This window comes from Facklamia hominis CCUG 36813, from assembly GCF_000301035.1.
In the GTDB taxonomy this organism is placed as follows: Bacteria; Bacillota; Bacilli; order Lactobacillales; family Aerococcaceae; genus Facklamia; species Facklamia hominis.
Genome location: NZ_JH932292.1, coordinates 1,265,239 through 1,283,967, shown reverse-complemented (window position 1 = coordinate 1,283,967; position 18,729 = coordinate 1,265,239). Strand labels below are relative to the sequence as shown.

Genomic DNA, 18,729 nt, shown 5'->3' with positions numbered 1-18,729 from the left:
AAAAATTCCTCCTTATTATTCCCTATCTTTTAAATATATGTCGCCCATGGTTAAAGTCACTTCGATATCTAATACTTCCTCATCATCCTGTCTCCGACTTACTTGCATACGCTTGCGGTCCGAAGAAATAACTTGGAACTGATTCAAACGATGATGAATATCACCGGTCGTAGTTGATAAATTTGCCTGAAAAGCTTGTTGTTCAGGCAAGCTAATTTTAACATCTCCGCGAACACCCGTAATGTTAATCGGGTCATTCGATCTATTTCTCTTAGTTAAGTAGACATCTCCATTAACAGAATTAGCGTTTAACTGATGAACATCCCCATCTAATCTAATATCACCATTCACATTTTCAACTTTTACATCCTGGATCAATGAATCTTTAATCAAAATATCACCATTAAGTAGATCCACGTCTAACTTATCAACTTTGACACCTTTAATATCCACATCCCCTAGCTTACTTTCTATCGTCAGATCCGATGTATTTAATTCGTAAGCAGAAATATCTCCTCGCATCGCCACAAGATGGACATTCTGGGATTCGACCGCTTTAAAATTCAAATCACCATTCAAGGATACCACATGGATATCTTCATACATTTTATTTGGAAGCCATAGCTGCATATCCATTGTTAATTGAGGATTCTTAATCGCAACCTTTAATGTTTGATCTTGTAATTCAATCGTAGCCAATTCTAATATTTGATTAAGATCAATATCTTGAACATCTCCTTGATAAAGAAAATGGCTATCCAATCTAACTTGATCACCCTCATAACTTAACAGATCAACGTCTCCCATTAATACATCAATGTCGATCGACTTAATTGTATCTAACTCGTACACAAATTCATGATCGATCTTTTGAGCTGATGACCAAGAAAAATTCGCGAATGACTCTTTATTAACTTTCAAGTCCTTTAACTTAGCTTTCACAAAATCAGACACCTGTTTGCCAATTCGTCCACCCTCACGACCAGCTTCTTCACTGAATAAAATCGCTTTTTCCGTAATAGAATCAGCGGACTGCTTCACTTTTTCAGCAAAAGCGCGTCCATCAGTATTGCTTTCGCCTGATTTATCCGCATTAAAATTAGCTTGATCTTCTAGGGCCAAATCGATTTTTGCTTTCACCGCTTCTATTTGTCGGTTCAAGTTATCTTCTTTTTCATTAAGCTCAGACCGATTTTGTAATTGATCCTCCGTTAAATTCTCAATCTCCTGAAGTACTTCATACTCTCGTAGGCGTTGCTGAACAACGATCAAATCATTATTTAAACCTTGTAAAATCTCTTGATAATGAGACACATGATCGACTGATTCCTCAAAATCTACTGGATTTTCCTGTGCCGTTGCTGGTTCTTCTCCCCTTATTTCTTCTGAGCGGGATGAGACACTCCTTTCTTTAACTTTACCCAATGACTGGTTCAAATCCTTAAAAGCTTTTCTTCCAACATCTCCCACTTCTTCAGCGAGTGAAGTGCTTGTACGGACCACTCTGTCAAGTAAAGTTCCGATCTTGCCACTTAATTCATTAATGTCCCTTTTACTTGTTTGATTAAAGCTTGTCTTCTTACTTTCTGTGTTAATACTTTCTTTTTCGTAACCACCCGCTTCTAAAAGACGTAATGCTTCATCCATACTAATGATATTATTACGAACCAATTCAATGATACGTTCTTTTTCATTCATTTTACTACCTCCTCAACCGATACTTGTTCCTTATGGTTCTAATTATGACACGATCCTTCTTCCATATCCTAGGTCTTCAGGCTGATTTTAATAAAAACCATCCACCACTTATAAAATAAGCAATGGATGGTTTCAATGATTTTTATCGTATAGCTATATTTCAATTGATAACTTAATAACTATCACTTAAAATTTTGGCTAAATATTGCCCCGTATAACTATTTTTATTTTTAGCCACTTCCTCTGGTGTTCCATAAGCGATCAGCTCGCCTCCCTTATCACCACCTTCGGGTCCCAAGTCAATCAAATAGTCAGCCGTTTTGATGACATCAAGATTGTGTTCAATAACAACAACGGTATTTCCAGCTTCCACTAGACGGTCCAAAACTGACAATAATTTACGAATGTCATGAGCATGAAGGCCAGTTGTTGGCTCATCAAGAATATAAAGTGTCTTACCTGAAGAAACTCGATGCAATTCAGAAGCTAACTTCATCCGTTGAGCTTCTCCACCAGACAAAGTCGTTGCCGATTGTCCTAAACGAACATAACCTAAACCAACATCCTGAAGTGTTTGAAGTTTTCTGGCAATTTTAGGGTGAACACTAAAGAATTTAAGGGCTTCATCTACCGTCATATCTAATACTTCTGCGATATTTTTACCCTTGTATTTTATCTCTAAGGTTTCAGAATTATATCTAGCGCCTTGACAAACTTCACATGGAACATATACATCTGGCAAAAAGTGCATCTCGATCTTAGTGATACCACCACCTTGACAAGCTTCACACCGCCCTCCCTTCACATTAAAAGAAAAACGTCCTTTATCGTAACCACGCATCTTAGCATCATTAGTTTGTGCATAAAGTTCACGTATATCATCAAAAACAGAAGTATAAGTTGCGGGATTTGATCGAGGTGTCCGTCCAATCGGACTTTGATCGATATCAATCACTTTTTCCAAATCTTCATAGCCTGATATTTCTTTGAAGCTACCCGGTCTTTCTTGAGTCGACGTTAGACGTTTCGCTAAAGCAATTTTCAATATACGATTAACCAAGCTGGACTTACCGGATCCCGAAACACCCGTCACACAAGTCAACCGCCCTATCGGAAAATCTACAGTGAGGTTTTTTAAATTGTTTTCATTCGCCCCGGTAATTCGAATCCACCCCAAATCCTCATTCCGCCGTGATTCAGGTACTTCTATTTTTTCCTCTCCTCGTAAATACTTACCCGTTAATGATTTTTTATTGGCCATCACTTGCTTAGGAGTTCCTGCTGCTGTGACATAACCGCCATTTTCACCTGCTCCTGGACCAATATCAATCAGATAGTCCGACTGTCGCATTGTATCTTCATCATGCTCTACTACAATCAAAGTATTTCCTAAATCTCGCATTTGTACCAAAGAATGAATCAATCGATCATTATCTCTTTGATGTAAACCGATTGAAGGTTCATCCAAAATATAAAGAACCCCACTTAACTGAGAGCCAATTTGTGTGGCCAAGCGAATCCGCTGAGCTTCCCCGCCGGACAAGGATCCTGCTATTCGATCAAGTGTCAAATATTCTAAACCAACATCATTCAAAAAACTTAAACGATCAGAAATTTCTTTAACAATGGGTTTTGCGATAAGCTGATCATGTTCAGAAAAGTCTAAACTTTGAATAAAGGCAATCGCCTTTTCAATCGAAAGTTCATCAACTTGTGCTATATTATGCTGCTGAATTTGAACTGATAGTGCTTTTTGATTCAAGCGCTGGCCTTTACAGGTCGGACACACTAATTCATGCATATAATTTCTTAAAACATCGCGCATACTCTCCGAAGCCGTTTCTTGATACCTGCGTTCAATATTATTAAAGACTCCCTCAAAAATATGATCTGCTGTTTTTTTACGATTTCCCCTATAACTCGTAAAGGAAAATTTAAATACATGAGCAGGATCACCATATTTTAACACTTCTTGATGTTGAGCTGGCAAATCTTGATAAGGTATCTCCATGTCGATCCCATAACTTTCTGCAAATTGCTCTAACATAGAGGCATAATAGCCCGATCCCTTTTTCCCCCAGGGAGCAAACGCTCCTTGACTTAGAGTTAAACTTGGATCAGGGATAATCAATTCCTCATCCGGAGTTAATCGAGACCCTATCCCATCACAAGCTGGGCAAGCCCCAAAAGGTGCGTTAAAAGAAAAAAGCCGTGGCTCCAATTCATCAATTGAAAAATCACAAAATGGACAAGCATAATGTTCATTAAAATAGAGCGGTTCATCACCTATTACATCAACAATCACATACCCATCCGAATAACGAACCGCTGTTTCAACAGAATCAAATAATCGAGATCGAATCCCCTCTTTAATAACTATCCGATCTACCACAACGTCAACAGTGTGTTTTTTGTTCTTATCCAACTCAGGAACTTCTGTTAAATCATAGATTACCCCATCAATACGAACTCGAACATATCCTTCCTTGGCAATATTTTCGAGCTCTTTTTTATGTTGCCCTTTTTTATCTCTAATTCTTGGAGATAAAATCTGAACTTTACTGCGCTCTGGCAACTCAAGGATCCGATCTACCATTTGTTCAACCGATTGTTTTTCAATAGGAACATGGTGATGTGGACAATAAGGTGTCCCTACTCGGGCAAAAAGCAACCGCAAAAAATCATTAATTTCTGTAGCAGTTCCTACAGTCGATCGTGGATTTTGAGAAGTTGTTTTTTGATCAATTGAAATAGCTGGGCTCAACCCTTCAATCGAATCAACATCCGGCTTATCCATTTGACCTAAAAATTGGCGGGCATAGGCGGATAGACTTTCCACATAGCGTCTTTGCCCTTCAGCATATAATGTATCGAAAGCCAATGATGATTTACCTGAGCCAGAAAGTCCGGTAATGACAACCAGCTTATCTCGCGGAATTTCTAAATTAATATTTTTTAAATTATGGGTGCGTGCCCCCTTGATCACAATTTTATTTTTTGACACGGCAACGCTCCTCCTTTATTAGAATAGTAAGATCATTATATCACATTTCAATATTCAAGAACAATTGTTCGCTTTATTTGTCAATAAAAAACCCCCTGAACACGGGGATTTTCAAAAATTCTTAATACTCAACGGCAAAAATTTCATTCATAACTAAAGATATATAAATCATAATCCAGGGATAAATCACAAAATAACCTAACAAAAATACTATTAGTACTGCCAACCCAATAATCAGTATTGGATTAACAATGATTCTGTAATAGACGGCAATCAATACAAAAGGAAGACCCCCAAAAATAAATGATAATAATGCAGTTAACAGAATCATTCCTAAAAAACGTCCAAAATATTTACGCCCAATCCGTATACTCTTTGTAAAAGTAGCCCAAAGACCATACTTTCTTTCTACATCATAAGCAACTAGATAATTGATGGAAATGAATAAAGTGTTCACTATAAGAGTAATAATCAAGGCAAACACTATAGCGAAACCTAGCTTCATAGGTGTCATTTGGTTTCCACTCATCAAAACAACAGGACCTATAAACAGCATGAAGGCACCGGCTTGAATTAAGCCTGAAAACAATGTCAATAAAAACAACTTGATTGGCAACCTTAGCCAATCAGCTAACCCTGTATTAAAATAAGCCGCTTCACCTAGTCGCATTTCCGGAAAATTTAACTTTTGAAAAATACTTCTTTGAGTGAGCATAGACAACATCAATGTAAATAATGACGTTATCAATCCGATAACTACTGGAACCCATGATGAATTTGTACTTAATTGATAAATAATAGCACTATAATCAGTGCTTGAACCGCCTGTTGTATTTAATAACATATTTTCCATTGGAGAAAACCAACCAGATACCATCGTGATAAATAAAATTAAAATAACTTGAATGGTAATCAATGAAATATAAAATCCAAAATGCGCTTTTAATTCTTTAAAAGCTTTACCTAGCATAAATTCTCACTCCTTTTCTTAAAGCTCATTATAACATAAGTCAGTATAAAACTATCCATTTATTTCCATTATATCGTCTTTTGACTAATCTGTTTTCCAAATAAAATCGAAGATGTTGAAGGTCTCCAAACCCCCATGTTCTCGTCCCTTCCCTGAATAAAATAACGATTTGCAATATTAGGATCTTTCGATTCAGATAGAGTGATAATATCTTTTGTACGATTATCGAGAACACGATTGATCAGGACACTTACTTGTGTATCTGGAAAAGCCATTAACATCGGATAATCGCCCATGCTGTCACCAAAAACAGCAATCGGTCCCCTTCCTCCATGTTTAGCTAACAATACCTCATTAATTAGTGATACTTTACCAACCGAGATAGGAATCGGCCAATCTTTAGAAATCGCTGCCGTCAACTTTCCTTCGTTAGTTAAAACATGTGGAACTCCAAAAATCTGTTGTAATGGCAATTCTAAAGGATCTTGTAAAACCGAATCCCGAATTAATGCGTAAGGACTAGCGGACACAACATAAGATAAAATCCCATGCTGATTGGCAACCCGCATTAACTGAATCACTTCTTCATTATATCGAAGACCCACCTGTAAGTAAGATTCAAGCTGAACTTTCGAACCATCTACAATAATTATCGCTTGATAATAGCGCCGCCGAGGTCTTAAGCCCTCATATGTATTCCAAATTTCCTTTACTAAATAAGAAAAGGACTCTTCATCGTAGCCTTGAAACCAATATGTAGGACAAAAATTTGTTTCTTGAATTTTAAAGATACTATGAATTGTCTGATAATAATAAATCAACTTAGCTCTAAAAGAAAGAAATATTGGGTCTTTTTGGAATGATAATCGTTTTATTTTTTTCTTATCCTTTATATATAGATCATAAAGGTAAGAAAAATCAGTCCTTAAAGATTCAGTTAGTATCCCCAAAGGTATCTTTGCAGGCCCTAATTTTTGATATACATCCAAGAAATCTGGTTGAATCACTTTAAAAAATTCTTTTGGAGTCATTCTAAACGCTAAATGGTCCACTAGATATAAGGTTAAATGATCTTCGATATCTCCGATAATACAAGTCTCATCAAAATCAAATACCATATACGCCTGATTAGATGGTTCTTTACTGCCCGATAACTGCATATCATCAATTAATTGATTTAAACGATCATATAGCTTGGGTTCCCAATTTGCCTTTTTTAAATATGTTTGAAATTCACTCATCTAGCGGTCCTCCGAATATAAACTGTAAAAAAAGAAGCTTACACTAAGCAGCTTCTTCTCATAAGATTAATTAATTTTTTCATATAAGTCAATAAAACACTGAGCTACATCAACCATAGTCATTGCATTCATTAAATGATCCTGAGCATGAATGAGTAATAGCGATAATTCAATACTATAGCCTGAACTCTCTTGAACCAGCAAAGATGTTTGTGCCTTATGAGCTTGTAATAGTGACTCATGAGCCGAAGTCAACAACTGGCTTGCCTGATCGACCTCTCCATCCTTAGCCATTTCAATCGCCTCAAGCGCTTTAGAACGCGCGTCTCCACCATTAGCAATTAGAGTCATTGCAATTTCTTGCGCGTGTTTTCCTTCGATATCCCGATCAATATTACTCACTAAGTAATGCCTGAGCCTGTTCTAATATTTTACGTCCATTAGCTAAGCCATAATCATCTCGATTAATAGCTGCTACGATCGTATTTTTATCAGCCAGTTTTTCTTGGATCTTTTTAGCTAAATACGCCACTTGAGGGCCCAATAAAAGAACATCAACAGTCTTCTCTTCTAGCAATTGTCTTGCTTCAGCAACTGAACACGCAATCACTTCTAAATCCAAATGTTCATTTTCAACAATTTTATGAATTTTTGAATAAAGCATACTGGTCGACATTCCTGTCCCACATGCTAACATAATTGTTTTTTTTGCCATATAAGCATTCCTCCATTCGATAAGATCCTAATAATATAATAACCAAAATATAAAACGGTTTCAAGTGTTTGAAAGAAAATATTGATATTTTGTCAGTCTGCAACATTAATATAAGTATGTCAATACACGGATGATTTGTTATAATAGTAAGGCTATTAAGGAGGCTTATCATTGAATTCAACAAAAAATCAAATAACTGAACGTTTACTCTATGCTTGTTTACTAACTATAACCGGCGGATCTCTAACGAGTTTTTCTTACATGAATTTATCCGGTGTATTTGCCGGATTTCAAACTGGAAATATTATTAAGTTAGGTATTCACATTGGTTCCGGACAATGGAACGATCTTGCCCCTTTCATTGTTTCCATCATCACCTTTATGCTTGGTATCGCCTTAACACGAACTCTTAGATATCTTAAATTCTTTCAATCAAATAAAGTATTTCGTGACATCTTTGTATTAGCAATTGCCCTTTTACTTATTATCGTTTCAGGTATAATGACAGCTCAAGGCTTTATCTTACTACCAATTGCACTATTAACTCTATGCGTCTCCAGTCAATATGAAGAATTTCGAACAATTCATGGAACTCCATTTACACCGATGATGATGAGTGGTAATTTAAGAAAAATGACAGAAGATGCCTTTGATTATTTTATTCATCCGCAAATTGAGAGTAAACAGAAAGCCAAACAAGATTTTATCTATATATCTTCGGTAATTATTTCCTATTTTATCGGTGTTCTTATTATGGCCATATTTCAACCCTTTTTAACACACCGTACCATTATCATTTGTATAATTTTTAATTTAATTAGTCTAGGATGGTTAATTATTAATAGTAAAAATATCGAATAGATAGGGTTAATGGAAGCAAGAGATGCTTCCATTAACCCTATCTTTACTTCTCATTCTAATATACTCAAAGCTATATTTTTTGGAGTTTTGATCAATTAATTAATTCTATCTTAAATTATTAATAACCCTAGTCCACATTATAAGGATCTCTTCGAACTTATTTGAATCATCCTGGAAACCACACAAATATATGGTTTATTGACCGCATAAAGTCAATATACTAACATTAAAAAGTTACCGGTAAAAACTCAAAAGTTGCAGAAAAGTCGCCGATTCTATATCCCTTTTTACAAATTAAAAAGCAAGGTCATTGAAAAGTCTAAACTCTTCAAAACCTTGCTATAATCACGTTTTTAATCAAAAAAAATAAGCCACCTGTCGGATTTGAACCGACGACCTCTTCCTTACCATGGAAGCGCTCTACCTACTGAGCTAAGGCGGCATAATTTATTATAAAAAAAAAGCACTCCGCCAGTAGGGCTCGAACCTACGACATCATGATTAACAGTCATGCGCTCTGCCAGCTGAGCTATGGCGGAATTAGATGAACGAGCACGCGTGGCAACGACCTACTCTCACAGGAACAAAGTCCCCACTACCATCGGCGCTAAGAAGCTTAACTTCTGTGTTCGGCATGGTTACAGGTGTATCCTTCTTGCCCTCATCACCACACTGTGCCCTCTTTCACCTTGAGCGATTCTTCATCACTCAAAACTAAATAACACCCTACTTCCCTTGAAATTGTCTTGGTTAAGTCCTCGACCGATTAGTACTAGTCCGCTCCATTCATCACTGAACTTCCACTCCTAGCCTATCTACCTGATCGTCTCTCAGGGGTCTTAAATCTTGCGATTGGGAAATCTCATCTCGAAGCTGGCTTCCCGCTTAGATGCTTTCAGCGGTTATCCATCCCACACATAGCTACCCAGCGATGCTCCTGGCGGAACAACTGGTACACCAGCGGTGTGTCCATCCCGGTCCTCTCGTACTAAGGACAGCTCTTCTCAAATTTCCTACGCCCGCGACGGATAGGGACCGAACTGTCTCACGACGTTCTGAACCCAGCTCGCGTACCGCTTTAATGGGCGAACAGCCCAACCCTTGGGACCGACTTCAGCCCCAGGATGCGATGAGCCGACATCGAGGTGCCAAACCTCCCCGTCGATGTGAACTCTTGGGGGAGATAAGCCTGTTATCCCCAGGGTAGCTTTTATCCGTTGAGCGATGGCCCTTCCATGCGGTACCACCGGATCACTAAGCCCGACTTTCGTCCCTGCTCGACTTGTTGGTCTCGCAGTCAAGCTCCCTTCTGCCTTTGCACTCTTTGAATGATTTCCAACCATTCTGAGGGAACCTTTGGGCGCCTCCGTTACTCTTTAGGAGGCGACCGCCCCAGTCAAACTGCCCACCTGACACTGTCTTCCGTGTTCTTCACGCGAGTTAGAGGGTTCATATCACAAGGGTAGTATCCCACCAACGCCTCCTTGCATACTGGCGTACACAATTCTTAAGCTCCTACCTATCCTGTACATGTCACACAAACACTCAATATCAAGCTACAGTCAAGCTCCATGGGGTCTTTCCGTCCTGTCGCGGGTAACCGGCATCTTCACCGGTACTATAATTTCACCGAGTCTCTCGTTGAGACAGTGCCCAGATCGTTACGCCTTTCGTGCGGGTCGGAACTTACCCGACAAGGAATTTCGCTACCTTAGGACCGTTATAGTTACGGCCGCCGTTTACTGGGGCTTCAATTCGTACCTTCGCCGAAGCTAAGCACTCCTCTTAACCTTCCAGCACCGGGCAGGCGTCAGCTCCTATACATCATCTTTCGATTTAGCAGAAACCTGTGTTTTTGATAAACAGTCGCCTGGGCCTATTCACTGCGGCACACTTGCGTGTGCACCCCTTCTCCCGAAGTTACGGGGTCATTTTGCCGAGTTCCTTAACGAGAGTTCTCTCGCTCACCTCAGTATTCTCTACTTGACTACCTGTGTCGGTTTGCGGTACGGGTTGGTTCGACTCGCTAGAAGCTTTTCTCGACAGTTTGATGATCCACCTTCGCTACTTTTACTTCGCTCCAGGTCACAGCTCATGCTTTCTGCGACTAAGCATTTGACTCACTCGCACACTCACTGCTTCTACAGGCTCTTCCATCCGCCTGCGTGGACTTACCTCCTGTGTCCCTCCATTGCTCAAACGTCTTCCCAAGTACAGGAATCTCTACCTGTTATCCATCGCATACGCCGTTCGGCTTTTGCTTAGGTCCCGACTAACCCAGGGCGGACGAGCCTTCCCCTGGAAACCTTAGTCTATCGGTGGATGGGATTCTCACCCATCTTTCGCTACTCATACCGGCATTCTCACTTCTATGCGCTCCAAGGCTCCTTACGGTACCCCTTCGCCGCACATAGAACGCTCTCCTACCACTTACTCTAAAGTAAATCCACAGCTTCGGTGTCTTGTTTAGCCCCGGTACATTTTCGGCGCAGGGTCACTCGACTAGTGAGCTATTACGCACTCTTTCAATGATGGCTGCTTCTAAGCCAACATCCTAGCTGTCTATGCAACCCCACATCCTTTTCCACTTAACAAGTACTTTGGGACCTTAGCTGGTGGGCTGGGCTGTTTCCCTTTCGACGACGGATCTTATCACTCGCCGTCTGACTCCCAGAGTTAACAAGTTGGCATTCGGAGTTTATCTAGATTCAGTAACCCGTGTGGGCCCCTAGTCCAAACAGTGCTCTACCTCCATCTCTCATCCTCTGAGGCTATACCTAAATATATTTCGGAGAGAACCAGCTATCTCCAAGTTCGATTGGAATTTCTCCGCTACCCACACGTCATCTAAACATTTTTCAACATGTCCTAGTTCGGTCCTCCAGTGTGTCTTACCACACCTTCAACCTGCACATGGGTAGGTCACCTGGTTTCGGGTCGACGACCTTTGACTCTCGCCCTATTCAGACTCGCTTTCGCTTCGGCTCCGTTTCTTCAACTTAACCTCGCCACAAATCGTCACTCGCCGGTTCATTCTACAAAAGGCACGCCATCACCCCTTAACGGGCTCTGACTACTTGTAAGCACACGGTTTCAGGTACTCTTTCACTCCCCTCCCGGGGTGCTTTTCACCTTTCCCTCACGGTACTGGTTCACTATCGGTCACTAGGGAGTATTTAGCCTTACCAGATGGTCCTGGTGGATTCCGACGGGATTTCTCGTGTCCCGCCGTACTCAGGATACTCCTAAGCTGTCTCACTTTTCGTCTAAGGGGGTCTCACCCGCTTCGCCGCCCCTTCCCATGGGCTTCGACTAAGTGTTTCAGTCTTTCCTGGAGTCCTTCAACCCCAACGTGCATGCACGTTGGTTTGGGCTCTTCCCCGTTCGCTCGCCGCTACTTAGGGAATCATTCTTATTTTCTTTTCCTGCAGGTACTTAGATGTTTCAGTTCTCTGCGTCTACCTCTCTTTCGAGTGATACGGGTCTATCCGTATCGGGTTCCCCCATTCGGAAATCTCCGGTTCTTAGCGTACTTACCGCTCCCCGAAGCATATCGCTGTTCGTCGCGTCCTTCATCGGCTCCTAGTGCCAAGGCATTCACCGTGCGCCCTTCATTGCTTAACCACAATATTTTCGCTTATTTTTTACTCTATAACTTTCGTTATAGACTCGGTCAATTTCTCGGTTCATTATATCTTTTTAGAAATAATGGATTGTCATTGCTCGCATCCGAGTCAATGATCAATCTTGTTTGGTGTTATTCAGTTTTCAATGATCAAGTTGAGTTCGCTTTAAAGCTCACTCAAAACTAAATAAAGACAAATCCGTGTAAGTTCTTTTGGGATTTTTCCCGATAAGGGCAGAGTTACCTCTTCCTTATCTTCCATTACTCCTTAGAAAGGAGGTGATCCAGCCGCACCTTCCGATACGGCTACCTTGTTACGACTTCACCCCAATCATCTGTCCCACCTTCGACGGCTCCCTCATAAAGTTAGGCCACCGGCTTCGGGTGTTACAAACTCTCGTGGTGTGACGGGCGGTGTGTACAAGACCCGGGAACGTATTCACCGCGGCGTGCTGATCCGCGATTACTAGCGATTCCGGCTTCATGTTCTCGAGTTGCAGAGAACAATCCGAACTGAGAATGGCTTTAAGAGATTCGCTTGCCCTTGCGAGTTCGCTGCTCGTTGTACCATCCATTGTAGCACGTGTGTAGCCCAGGTCATAAGGGGCATGATGATTTGACGTCATCCCCACCTTCCTCCGGTTTGTCACCGGCAGTCTCACTAGAGTCCCCATCTGAATGCTGGCAACTAGTGATAAGGGTTGCGCTCGTTGCGGGACTTAACCCAACATCTCACGACACGAGCTGACGACAACCATGCACCACCTGTCTTCTTGCCCCGAAGGGCTTCACCTATCTCTAGGCTATGCAAGAGATGTCAAGACCTGGTAAGGTTCTTCGCGTTGCTTCGAATTAAACCACATGCTCCACCGCTTGTGCGGGTCCCCGTCAATTCCTTTGAGTTTCAGCCTTGCGGCCGTACTCCCCAGGCGGAGTGCTTATTGCGTTAACTCCAGCACTGAAGGGTGGAAACCCTCCAACACTTAGCACTCATCGTTTACGGCGTGGACTACCAGGGTATCTAATCCTGTTTGCTCCCCACGCTTTCGAGCCTCAGCGTCAGTTACAGACCAGAAAGTCGCCTTCGCCACTGGTGTTCCTCCATATATCTACGCATTTCACCGCTACACATGGAATTCCACTTTCCTCTTCTGCACTCAAGTGACCCAGTTTCCAATGACCCTCCACGGTTGAGCCGTGGGCTTTCACATCAGACTTAAGTCACCGCCTGCGCTCCCTTTACGCCCAATAAATCCGGACAACGCTTGCCACCTACGTATTACCGCGGCTGCTGGCACGTAGTTAGCCGTGGCTTTCTGGTTAGATACCGTCACTCCGCTAACAGTTACTCTAGCGGTCGTTCTTCTCTAACAACAGTGCTTTACGATCCGAAGACCTTCTTCACACACGCGGCGTTGCTCCGTCAGGCTTGCGCCCATTGCGGAAGATTCCCTACTGCTGCCTCCCGTAGGAGTTTGGGCCGTGTCTCAGTCCCAATGTGGCCGATCACCCTCTCAGGTCGGCTATGCATCATTGCCATGGTAGGCCGTTACCCCACCATCTAGCTAATGCACCGCGGAGCCATCCTTTTGCGACAGCCGAAGCCGTCTTTCCTTCGTTGATCATGCGATCTGCGATTCTATGCGGTATTAGTCATCGTTTCCAATGGTTATCCCCCGCAAAAGGGTAGGTTCTCCACGTGTTACTCACCCGTGCGCCACTAACTTTGCCGGGAACAAGTTCCTAGCTCCGTTCGTTCGACTTGCATGTATTAGGCACGCCGCCAGCGTTCGTCCTGAGCCAGGATCAAACTCTCATGAAAGTTCATGAGTCTCTTGACTCTTGATTTTTTGCTGACTGTTTTTTATCCTGCTTGTCTGCAGTGTCTCGAATTTATTTCGATTGAATTGATCTGATTTCTCAATCAGAACCCTTACACATTTTGGTGTTTGTCTTTATTCAGTTTTCAATGAGCTTTCGTTGCCCTCTCAAGTGACAACTTCTATATATTACCACGCGATCGTTTCTTTGTCAAACATTTTTTATGACTTTTTTAATGTTTTTTTCTTTCGATCGGATGTCCTTTATCGGACAAGTGTTAATATAGCATGGATCCACTCTGCTTGTCAACACTTTTAACGCATTTTTAGCTTATTTTTATATCTTGTTTATGAGGTGATTTAAGTGCATCTACTAATTGCATATTTTGGAGCAATCTTAGGCTCTTTTCTTTTCTGTATGTTTTCTCACAGAAATTCTTTTGATTGGTTGTTAAAGAGTCGATCAACTTGCGATCATTGTCATCATACATTGGGTATCTATGATTTATGGCCTGTTATTTCTTATATTACAAATCAAGGAAAATGTCGTTACTGCCGTTTCCCAATATCTATTCATTATTTCTATACCGAATTATTCGCTGGTATCTTATTTCTTATTCTTTTTGATTTAAACCATCCTCTATTTTCTGTCAGCCTTTTTTCAATTTTCTTCTTTATGGTTTGCTATGATTTTGCACAAAGGTGGGTGCCTGATTCCTTGTTTCTTATTTTTTTTATTTTAGGTCTGTTCTATAACCAACAGTACCACGTTATTTCATATTCGGATCTTATTATTCTTCTCTTGATCCTTATCGGTCTTTTTTCTTTTTTTCACCAATTTATTGGAGGAGCAGATATTAAATTTATTTTTATCAGCTGCCTATTTCTACCGATCACTTCTTTTCCTCTATTCATTTTTTTAGCTGCCTCTTCAGGCCTTCTCTACGCCTTTTTAAATAAAATGCGAATTATTCCATTCATCCCATTTTTAATTCTTTCTTTTATAATTTTATGGCAACTATAGAATAAAGCCCACAGAACTTTCAATTCTGTGGGCTTTTTAAACGCTTATTTCATTTGTTGGGGTTCTTCTCGATTGCTTTCTTCATCTGGATCTTCTTGGTTTCCTTCTTCTGAAACAGGTTGTGGTTTAGTATCCATTTCCGTTTTAATCCCTAAATCACGATAATAAGACATACCTGTACCTGCTGGAATTAATTTACCAATAATCACATTTTCTTTCAATCCAATTAGATAATCTCTATCTCCACGGATTGCAGCATCTGTTAAGACCCTTGTTGTTTCTTGGAAGGATGCAGCAGAGATAAATGATTTTGTTTCCAAAGCTGCTTTCGTAATTCCAAGTAATACCGGACGTGCAGTAGCTGGCGTTTCGCCAATTGTTACTGTTTCCTTATTGGCTTTGGCAAAGTCTGCAATGTCCATTAATGCTCCTGGTAAAATCTGTGTGGATCCAGGATCCATTACTCTAACTTTTCGAAGCATTTGTCGTACCATTACTTCAACGTGCTTATCACCAATTTCTACCCCTTGTCCACGATAAACTGATTGTACTTCACGCATCAAATATTTTTCAACAGTTAGTACATCAGTGACAGCTAATAATTCTTTCGGATCAATCGAACCTTCGGTTAAAGCCTGACCTCTTTCAACATAATCCCCTTCGGCTACTTTTAGACGAGCTTTATATGGAACTTTATAACTACGTTCATCTGTTTTACCTGAGACAGTAATTTCTTTTAGACGTTCACTGGATTTTTCTTCAATGGAGGTCACCGTTCCTGCAACTTCTGTAATCGTTGCTTGACCCTTAGGAATTCTAGCTTCAAAAATTTCCTGAATCCGCGGTAAACCTTGAGTGATATCTCCACCACCAGCAACACCGCCCGTATGGAACGTTCTCATGGTTAATTGAGTACCCGGCTCACCGATTGACTGAGCTGCAATTGTTCCGACAGCTTCGCCAACTTCTACTTCATCACCCGTTGCCAAGTTTCTTCCATAACAATGTTTACATACACCATGATCCGTATTACAAGTAAATACTGAACGAATCGTCACAGATTTAACTCCTGCATTCACAATCATAGCTGCTTTTTCATCGCTAATAAATTCATTCGCATTTACGAGCACTTCACCTGTTTCAGGATGGAAAACTGTCTTATGCGCATATCGTCCTTGTAACCTTTCTTCTAGTGATTCAATGATCGAATTACCATCAGATATTTCACAGATTTCTACACCACGATCTGTTCCACAGTCTTCTTCACGAATAATGACATCTTGAGCCACATCGACCAACCGACGAGTTAAGTATCCTGAGTCGGCCGTCTTCAAAGCCGTATCCGTCATTCCTTTTCTAGCTCCGTGAGTTGAAATAAACATCTCCATAACATTGAGACCCTCACGGAAGTTAGAAGTAATCGGCAATTCAATGATCTTTCCAGAAGGTGCAGCCATGTTACCACGCATACCAGCTAACTGAGTAAAGTTAGAAATGTTACCACGAGCTCCTGAGTCTGACATCATAAAGATTGGATTCAATCTTGGTAGGCTGTCTTGTAGATCCTTTTGAATATGATCTTTAGCTTCTTCCCAAGTGCGAATAACTTGTTGATAGCGTTCGTCTTCCGTTAGAAGCCCTCTACGACGCATCTTGGTAATATCATCTACACGACTGTGGGCTTTTTCAAGAATTTCAGGTTTTGATTCAAGTCTCAATACATCGGCAACACCCACCGTAATACCAGAGCGAGTCGAGTATTTATAACCAAGATTTTTTAATTTATCAAGCATATTAGATGTTTCAGTAACTTTAAATCGTTTAAAGACTTCGGCAATAATCTTTCCAAGGTCTTTTTTCTTAAATGGCGCTACCGTATCCATCGCTGCAATCGCCTCTGGTACGTTAGTTCCCGGTTCTAAGAAGTACTTATCTGGAGTCTTATTAGTTAAGTTCTCATTGGAAGGCTCATTTAAGTAAGGGAAACTATCAGGCATAATTTGATTAAAGAATAATTTACCAATAGTTGTAACCATCATTCTTTCTTTTTGCCAATCTGTAAACGGTTTGTCTTTTAAATTCTTAGCTGGAATTGCAACCCGAGTATGAAGATGAACATAACCATTTTCATAAGCTGTTTCTGCTTCAGAAACCGAACTTAAAATCATCCCTTCTCCAACACGACCAGCCTCTTCAATGGTTAAATAATAATTCCCCAAGACCATATCTTGTGAAGGGGTTACTACTGGTTTTCCATCTTTTGGATTTAAGATGTGGTGCGCGCCCAGCATCAATAAGCGTGCTTCTGCTTGGGCTTCTTCAGATAAAGGTACATGAATTGCCATTTGGTCCCCATCGAAGTCGGCATTATACGCTTCACAAGCCAAAGGATGTAAACGTATAGCCTTCCCCTCTACTAGCACAGGTTCAAAGGCTTGAATTCCCAAACGGTGCAGGGTAGGTGCGCGGTTAAGTAAAACCGGATGCTCCTGAATCACTTCTTCAATAACAGGCCAAATTGCATCATTTTGCGTCTCAATCATTCGCTTAGCATTTTTTACATTGCTAGCAATTTCGCGCTCAACTAATTCTTTCATCACAAATGGCTTAAACAATTCAATAGCCATTTCCTTTGGAACTCCACATTGATACATTTTCAAGGAAGGTCCTACTACGATAACTGAACGACCTGAATAATCTACCCGCTTACCTAGTAAGTTTTGACGGAAACGTCCTTGCTTACCTTTTAACATATGCGATAGCGATTTAAGTGGACGATTGCCTGGTCCTGTTACCGCTCTTCCGCGGCGACCATTATCAATCAACGCGTCAACCGCTTCTTGTAACATCCGTTTTTCGTTTTGAACAATAATGCTTGGTGCCCCTAAATCTAATAACCGTTTAAGTCGATTATTACGATTAATTACACGACGGTATAAATCATTTAAGTCAGAAGTCGCAAAACGACCCCCTTCTAATTGAACCATCGGCCGTAAATCAGGTGGAATAACAGGTAAAACATCGAGTACCATCCATTCTGGCTTATTACCGGACTCTAAAAAAGCATTAAGGATATCTAAACGACGGATAGCTCGAGTTCTTTTTTGACCTTTTGCCGTCTTCAACTCTTCTCTTAGAACGGCTACTTCTTCTGCCACATCTACCGATTGAAGCAACTCTTTAATCGCCTCTGCGCCCATTTTTGCATAGAAACGATTACCATACTCTCTTTTCTTCTCACGATACTGACTTTCTGTCAACAATGATTTAACTTCTAAGTCGGTATCGCCAGCATCTATCACAATATATGAAGCAAAGTAAATGACTTCTTCTAAAAGTCTCGGACTCATATCTAAGATTAATCCGATACGACTCGGGATTCCTTTAAAATACCATACATGAGTGACGGGGGCAGCCAACTCAATATGCCCCATTCTCTCACGTCTAACTTTAGCACGGGTTACTTCGACGCCACATCGATCACACACACGCCCTTTATATCTTACTCGTTTTAACTTACCACAAGCACATTCCCAATCCTTAGTAGGACCAAAAATTCGTTCGCAGAATAACCCGTCTTTTTCAGGCTTCAAAGTTCGATAATTAATTGTTTCTGGCTTTTTGACTTCTCCATATGACCATGACCGGATCTTTTCTGGGGATGCGAGTCCAATTTCCATGGAGTCAAATTTATTTACATCTATCAAAGGGCCGACCTCCTTCTTGATTGGCTTGAATCACTCTATCTATTTCTATCTGTCTTATCCTTCT

At 40.8% G+C, this 18,729-nt stretch carries 9 protein-coding genes, 2 tRNA genes and 3 rRNA genes; 2 read left to right on the top strand and 12 right to left on the bottom strand.

Annotation, left to right across the window (positions count from 1 at the left end; genetic code table 11):
* Positions 1 to 15: 15 nt before the first annotated feature.
* From HMPREF9706_RS05930 to HMPREF9706_RS05905, 6 genes are all read right to left on the bottom strand, one after another.
* Complete coding sequence (locus HMPREF9706_RS05930) at positions 16 to 1,698, bottom strand: DUF4097 family beta strand repeat-containing protein (RefSeq protein ID WP_006908449.1); 1,683 nt, start codon at positions 1,696 to 1,698, stop codon at positions 16 to 18.
* Positions 1,699 to 1,870: 172 nt separating this feature from the next.
* Complete coding sequence (uvrA, locus tag HMPREF9706_RS05925) at positions 1,871 to 4,702, bottom strand: excinuclease ABC subunit UvrA (RefSeq protein ID WP_006908448.1); 2,832 nt, start codon at positions 4,700 to 4,702, stop codon at positions 1,871 to 1,873.
* 121 nt (positions 4,703 to 4,823) lie between these two features.
* Positions 4,824 to 5,672 (bottom strand): hypothetical protein, encoded by an 849-nt coding sequence (locus tag HMPREF9706_RS05920; RefSeq protein ID WP_006908447.1) that lies wholly within the window; start codon positions 5,670 to 5,672, stop codon positions 4,824 to 4,826.
* Positions 5,673 to 5,740: 68 nt separating this feature from the next.
* Positions 5,741 to 6,913, bottom strand: coding sequence for a haloacid dehalogenase-like hydrolase (locus HMPREF9706_RS05915; protein WP_006908446.1), 1,173 nt, complete (start codon positions 6,911 to 6,913; stop codon positions 5,741 to 5,743).
* 66 nt (positions 6,914 to 6,979) lie between these two features.
* Positions 6,980 to 7,315 (bottom strand): PTS lactose/cellobiose transporter subunit IIA, encoded by a 336-nt coding sequence (locus tag HMPREF9706_RS05910; protein ID WP_006908445.1) that lies wholly within the window; start codon positions 7,313 to 7,315, stop codon positions 6,980 to 6,982.
* Entirely contained in the window at positions 7,308 to 7,628 is a 321-nt protein-coding gene (locus HMPREF9706_RS05905) for a PTS sugar transporter subunit IIB (RefSeq protein WP_006908444.1), read from the bottom strand. The genes HMPREF9706_RS05910 and HMPREF9706_RS05905 overlap by 8 nt, the downstream gene beginning before the upstream one ends.
* A gap of 171 nt (positions 7,629 to 7,799) precedes the next feature.
* Here HMPREF9706_RS05905 and HMPREF9706_RS05900 point away from each other — a divergent pair, with 171 nt between their 5' ends.
* A complete protein-coding gene (locus HMPREF9706_RS05900; protein ID WP_006908443.1) occupies positions 7,800 to 8,489 on the top strand; it encodes a YoaK family protein in 690 nt (229 codons plus the stop codon).
* A gap of 369 nt (positions 8,490 to 8,858) precedes the next feature.
* Here HMPREF9706_RS05900 and HMPREF9706_RS05895 read toward each other — a convergent pair.
* The 5 genes from HMPREF9706_RS05895 to HMPREF9706_RS05875 form a co-directional block, all read right to left on the bottom strand.
* Positions 8,859 to 8,931 (bottom strand) — tRNA-Thr (locus HMPREF9706_RS05895).
* Between the two features lie 24 nt (positions 8,932 to 8,955).
* Positions 8,956 to 9,028, bottom strand: a tRNA-Asn gene (locus HMPREF9706_RS05890).
* A gap of 17 nt (positions 9,029 to 9,045) precedes the next feature.
* Positions 9,046 to 9,161 (bottom strand): 5S ribosomal RNA (gene rrf, locus HMPREF9706_RS05885).
* Between the two features lie 74 nt (positions 9,162 to 9,235).
* Positions 9,236 to 12,113, bottom strand: a 23S ribosomal RNA gene (locus HMPREF9706_RS05880).
* A 273-nt stretch (positions 12,114 to 12,386) separates the two neighbouring features.
* Positions 12,387 to 13,936: ribosomal RNA gene (locus HMPREF9706_RS05875) — 16S ribosomal RNA — on the bottom strand.
* The 16S, 23S and 5S rRNA genes sit together here with 2 tRNA genes alongside, the layout of an rRNA operon.
* 362 nt (positions 13,937 to 14,298) lie before the next feature.
* Between HMPREF9706_RS05875 and HMPREF9706_RS05870 the strand changes: the two genes are divergently transcribed.
* Positions 14,299 to 14,958 (top strand): prepilin peptidase, encoded by a 660-nt coding sequence (locus HMPREF9706_RS05870; protein WP_006908442.1) that lies wholly within the window; start codon positions 14,299 to 14,301, stop codon positions 14,956 to 14,958.
* Positions 14,959 to 15,002: 44 nt separating this feature from the next.
* On the opposite strand, the gene rpoC is transcribed toward HMPREF9706_RS05870, so the two are convergent.
* On the bottom strand, positions 15,003 to 18,665 hold the full coding sequence (gene rpoC, locus HMPREF9706_RS05865; RefSeq protein ID WP_006908441.1) for a DNA-directed RNA polymerase subunit beta': 3,663 nt from the start codon (positions 18,663 to 18,665) through the stop codon (positions 15,003 to 15,005).
* Positions 18,666 to 18,729 lie beyond the last annotated feature (64 nt).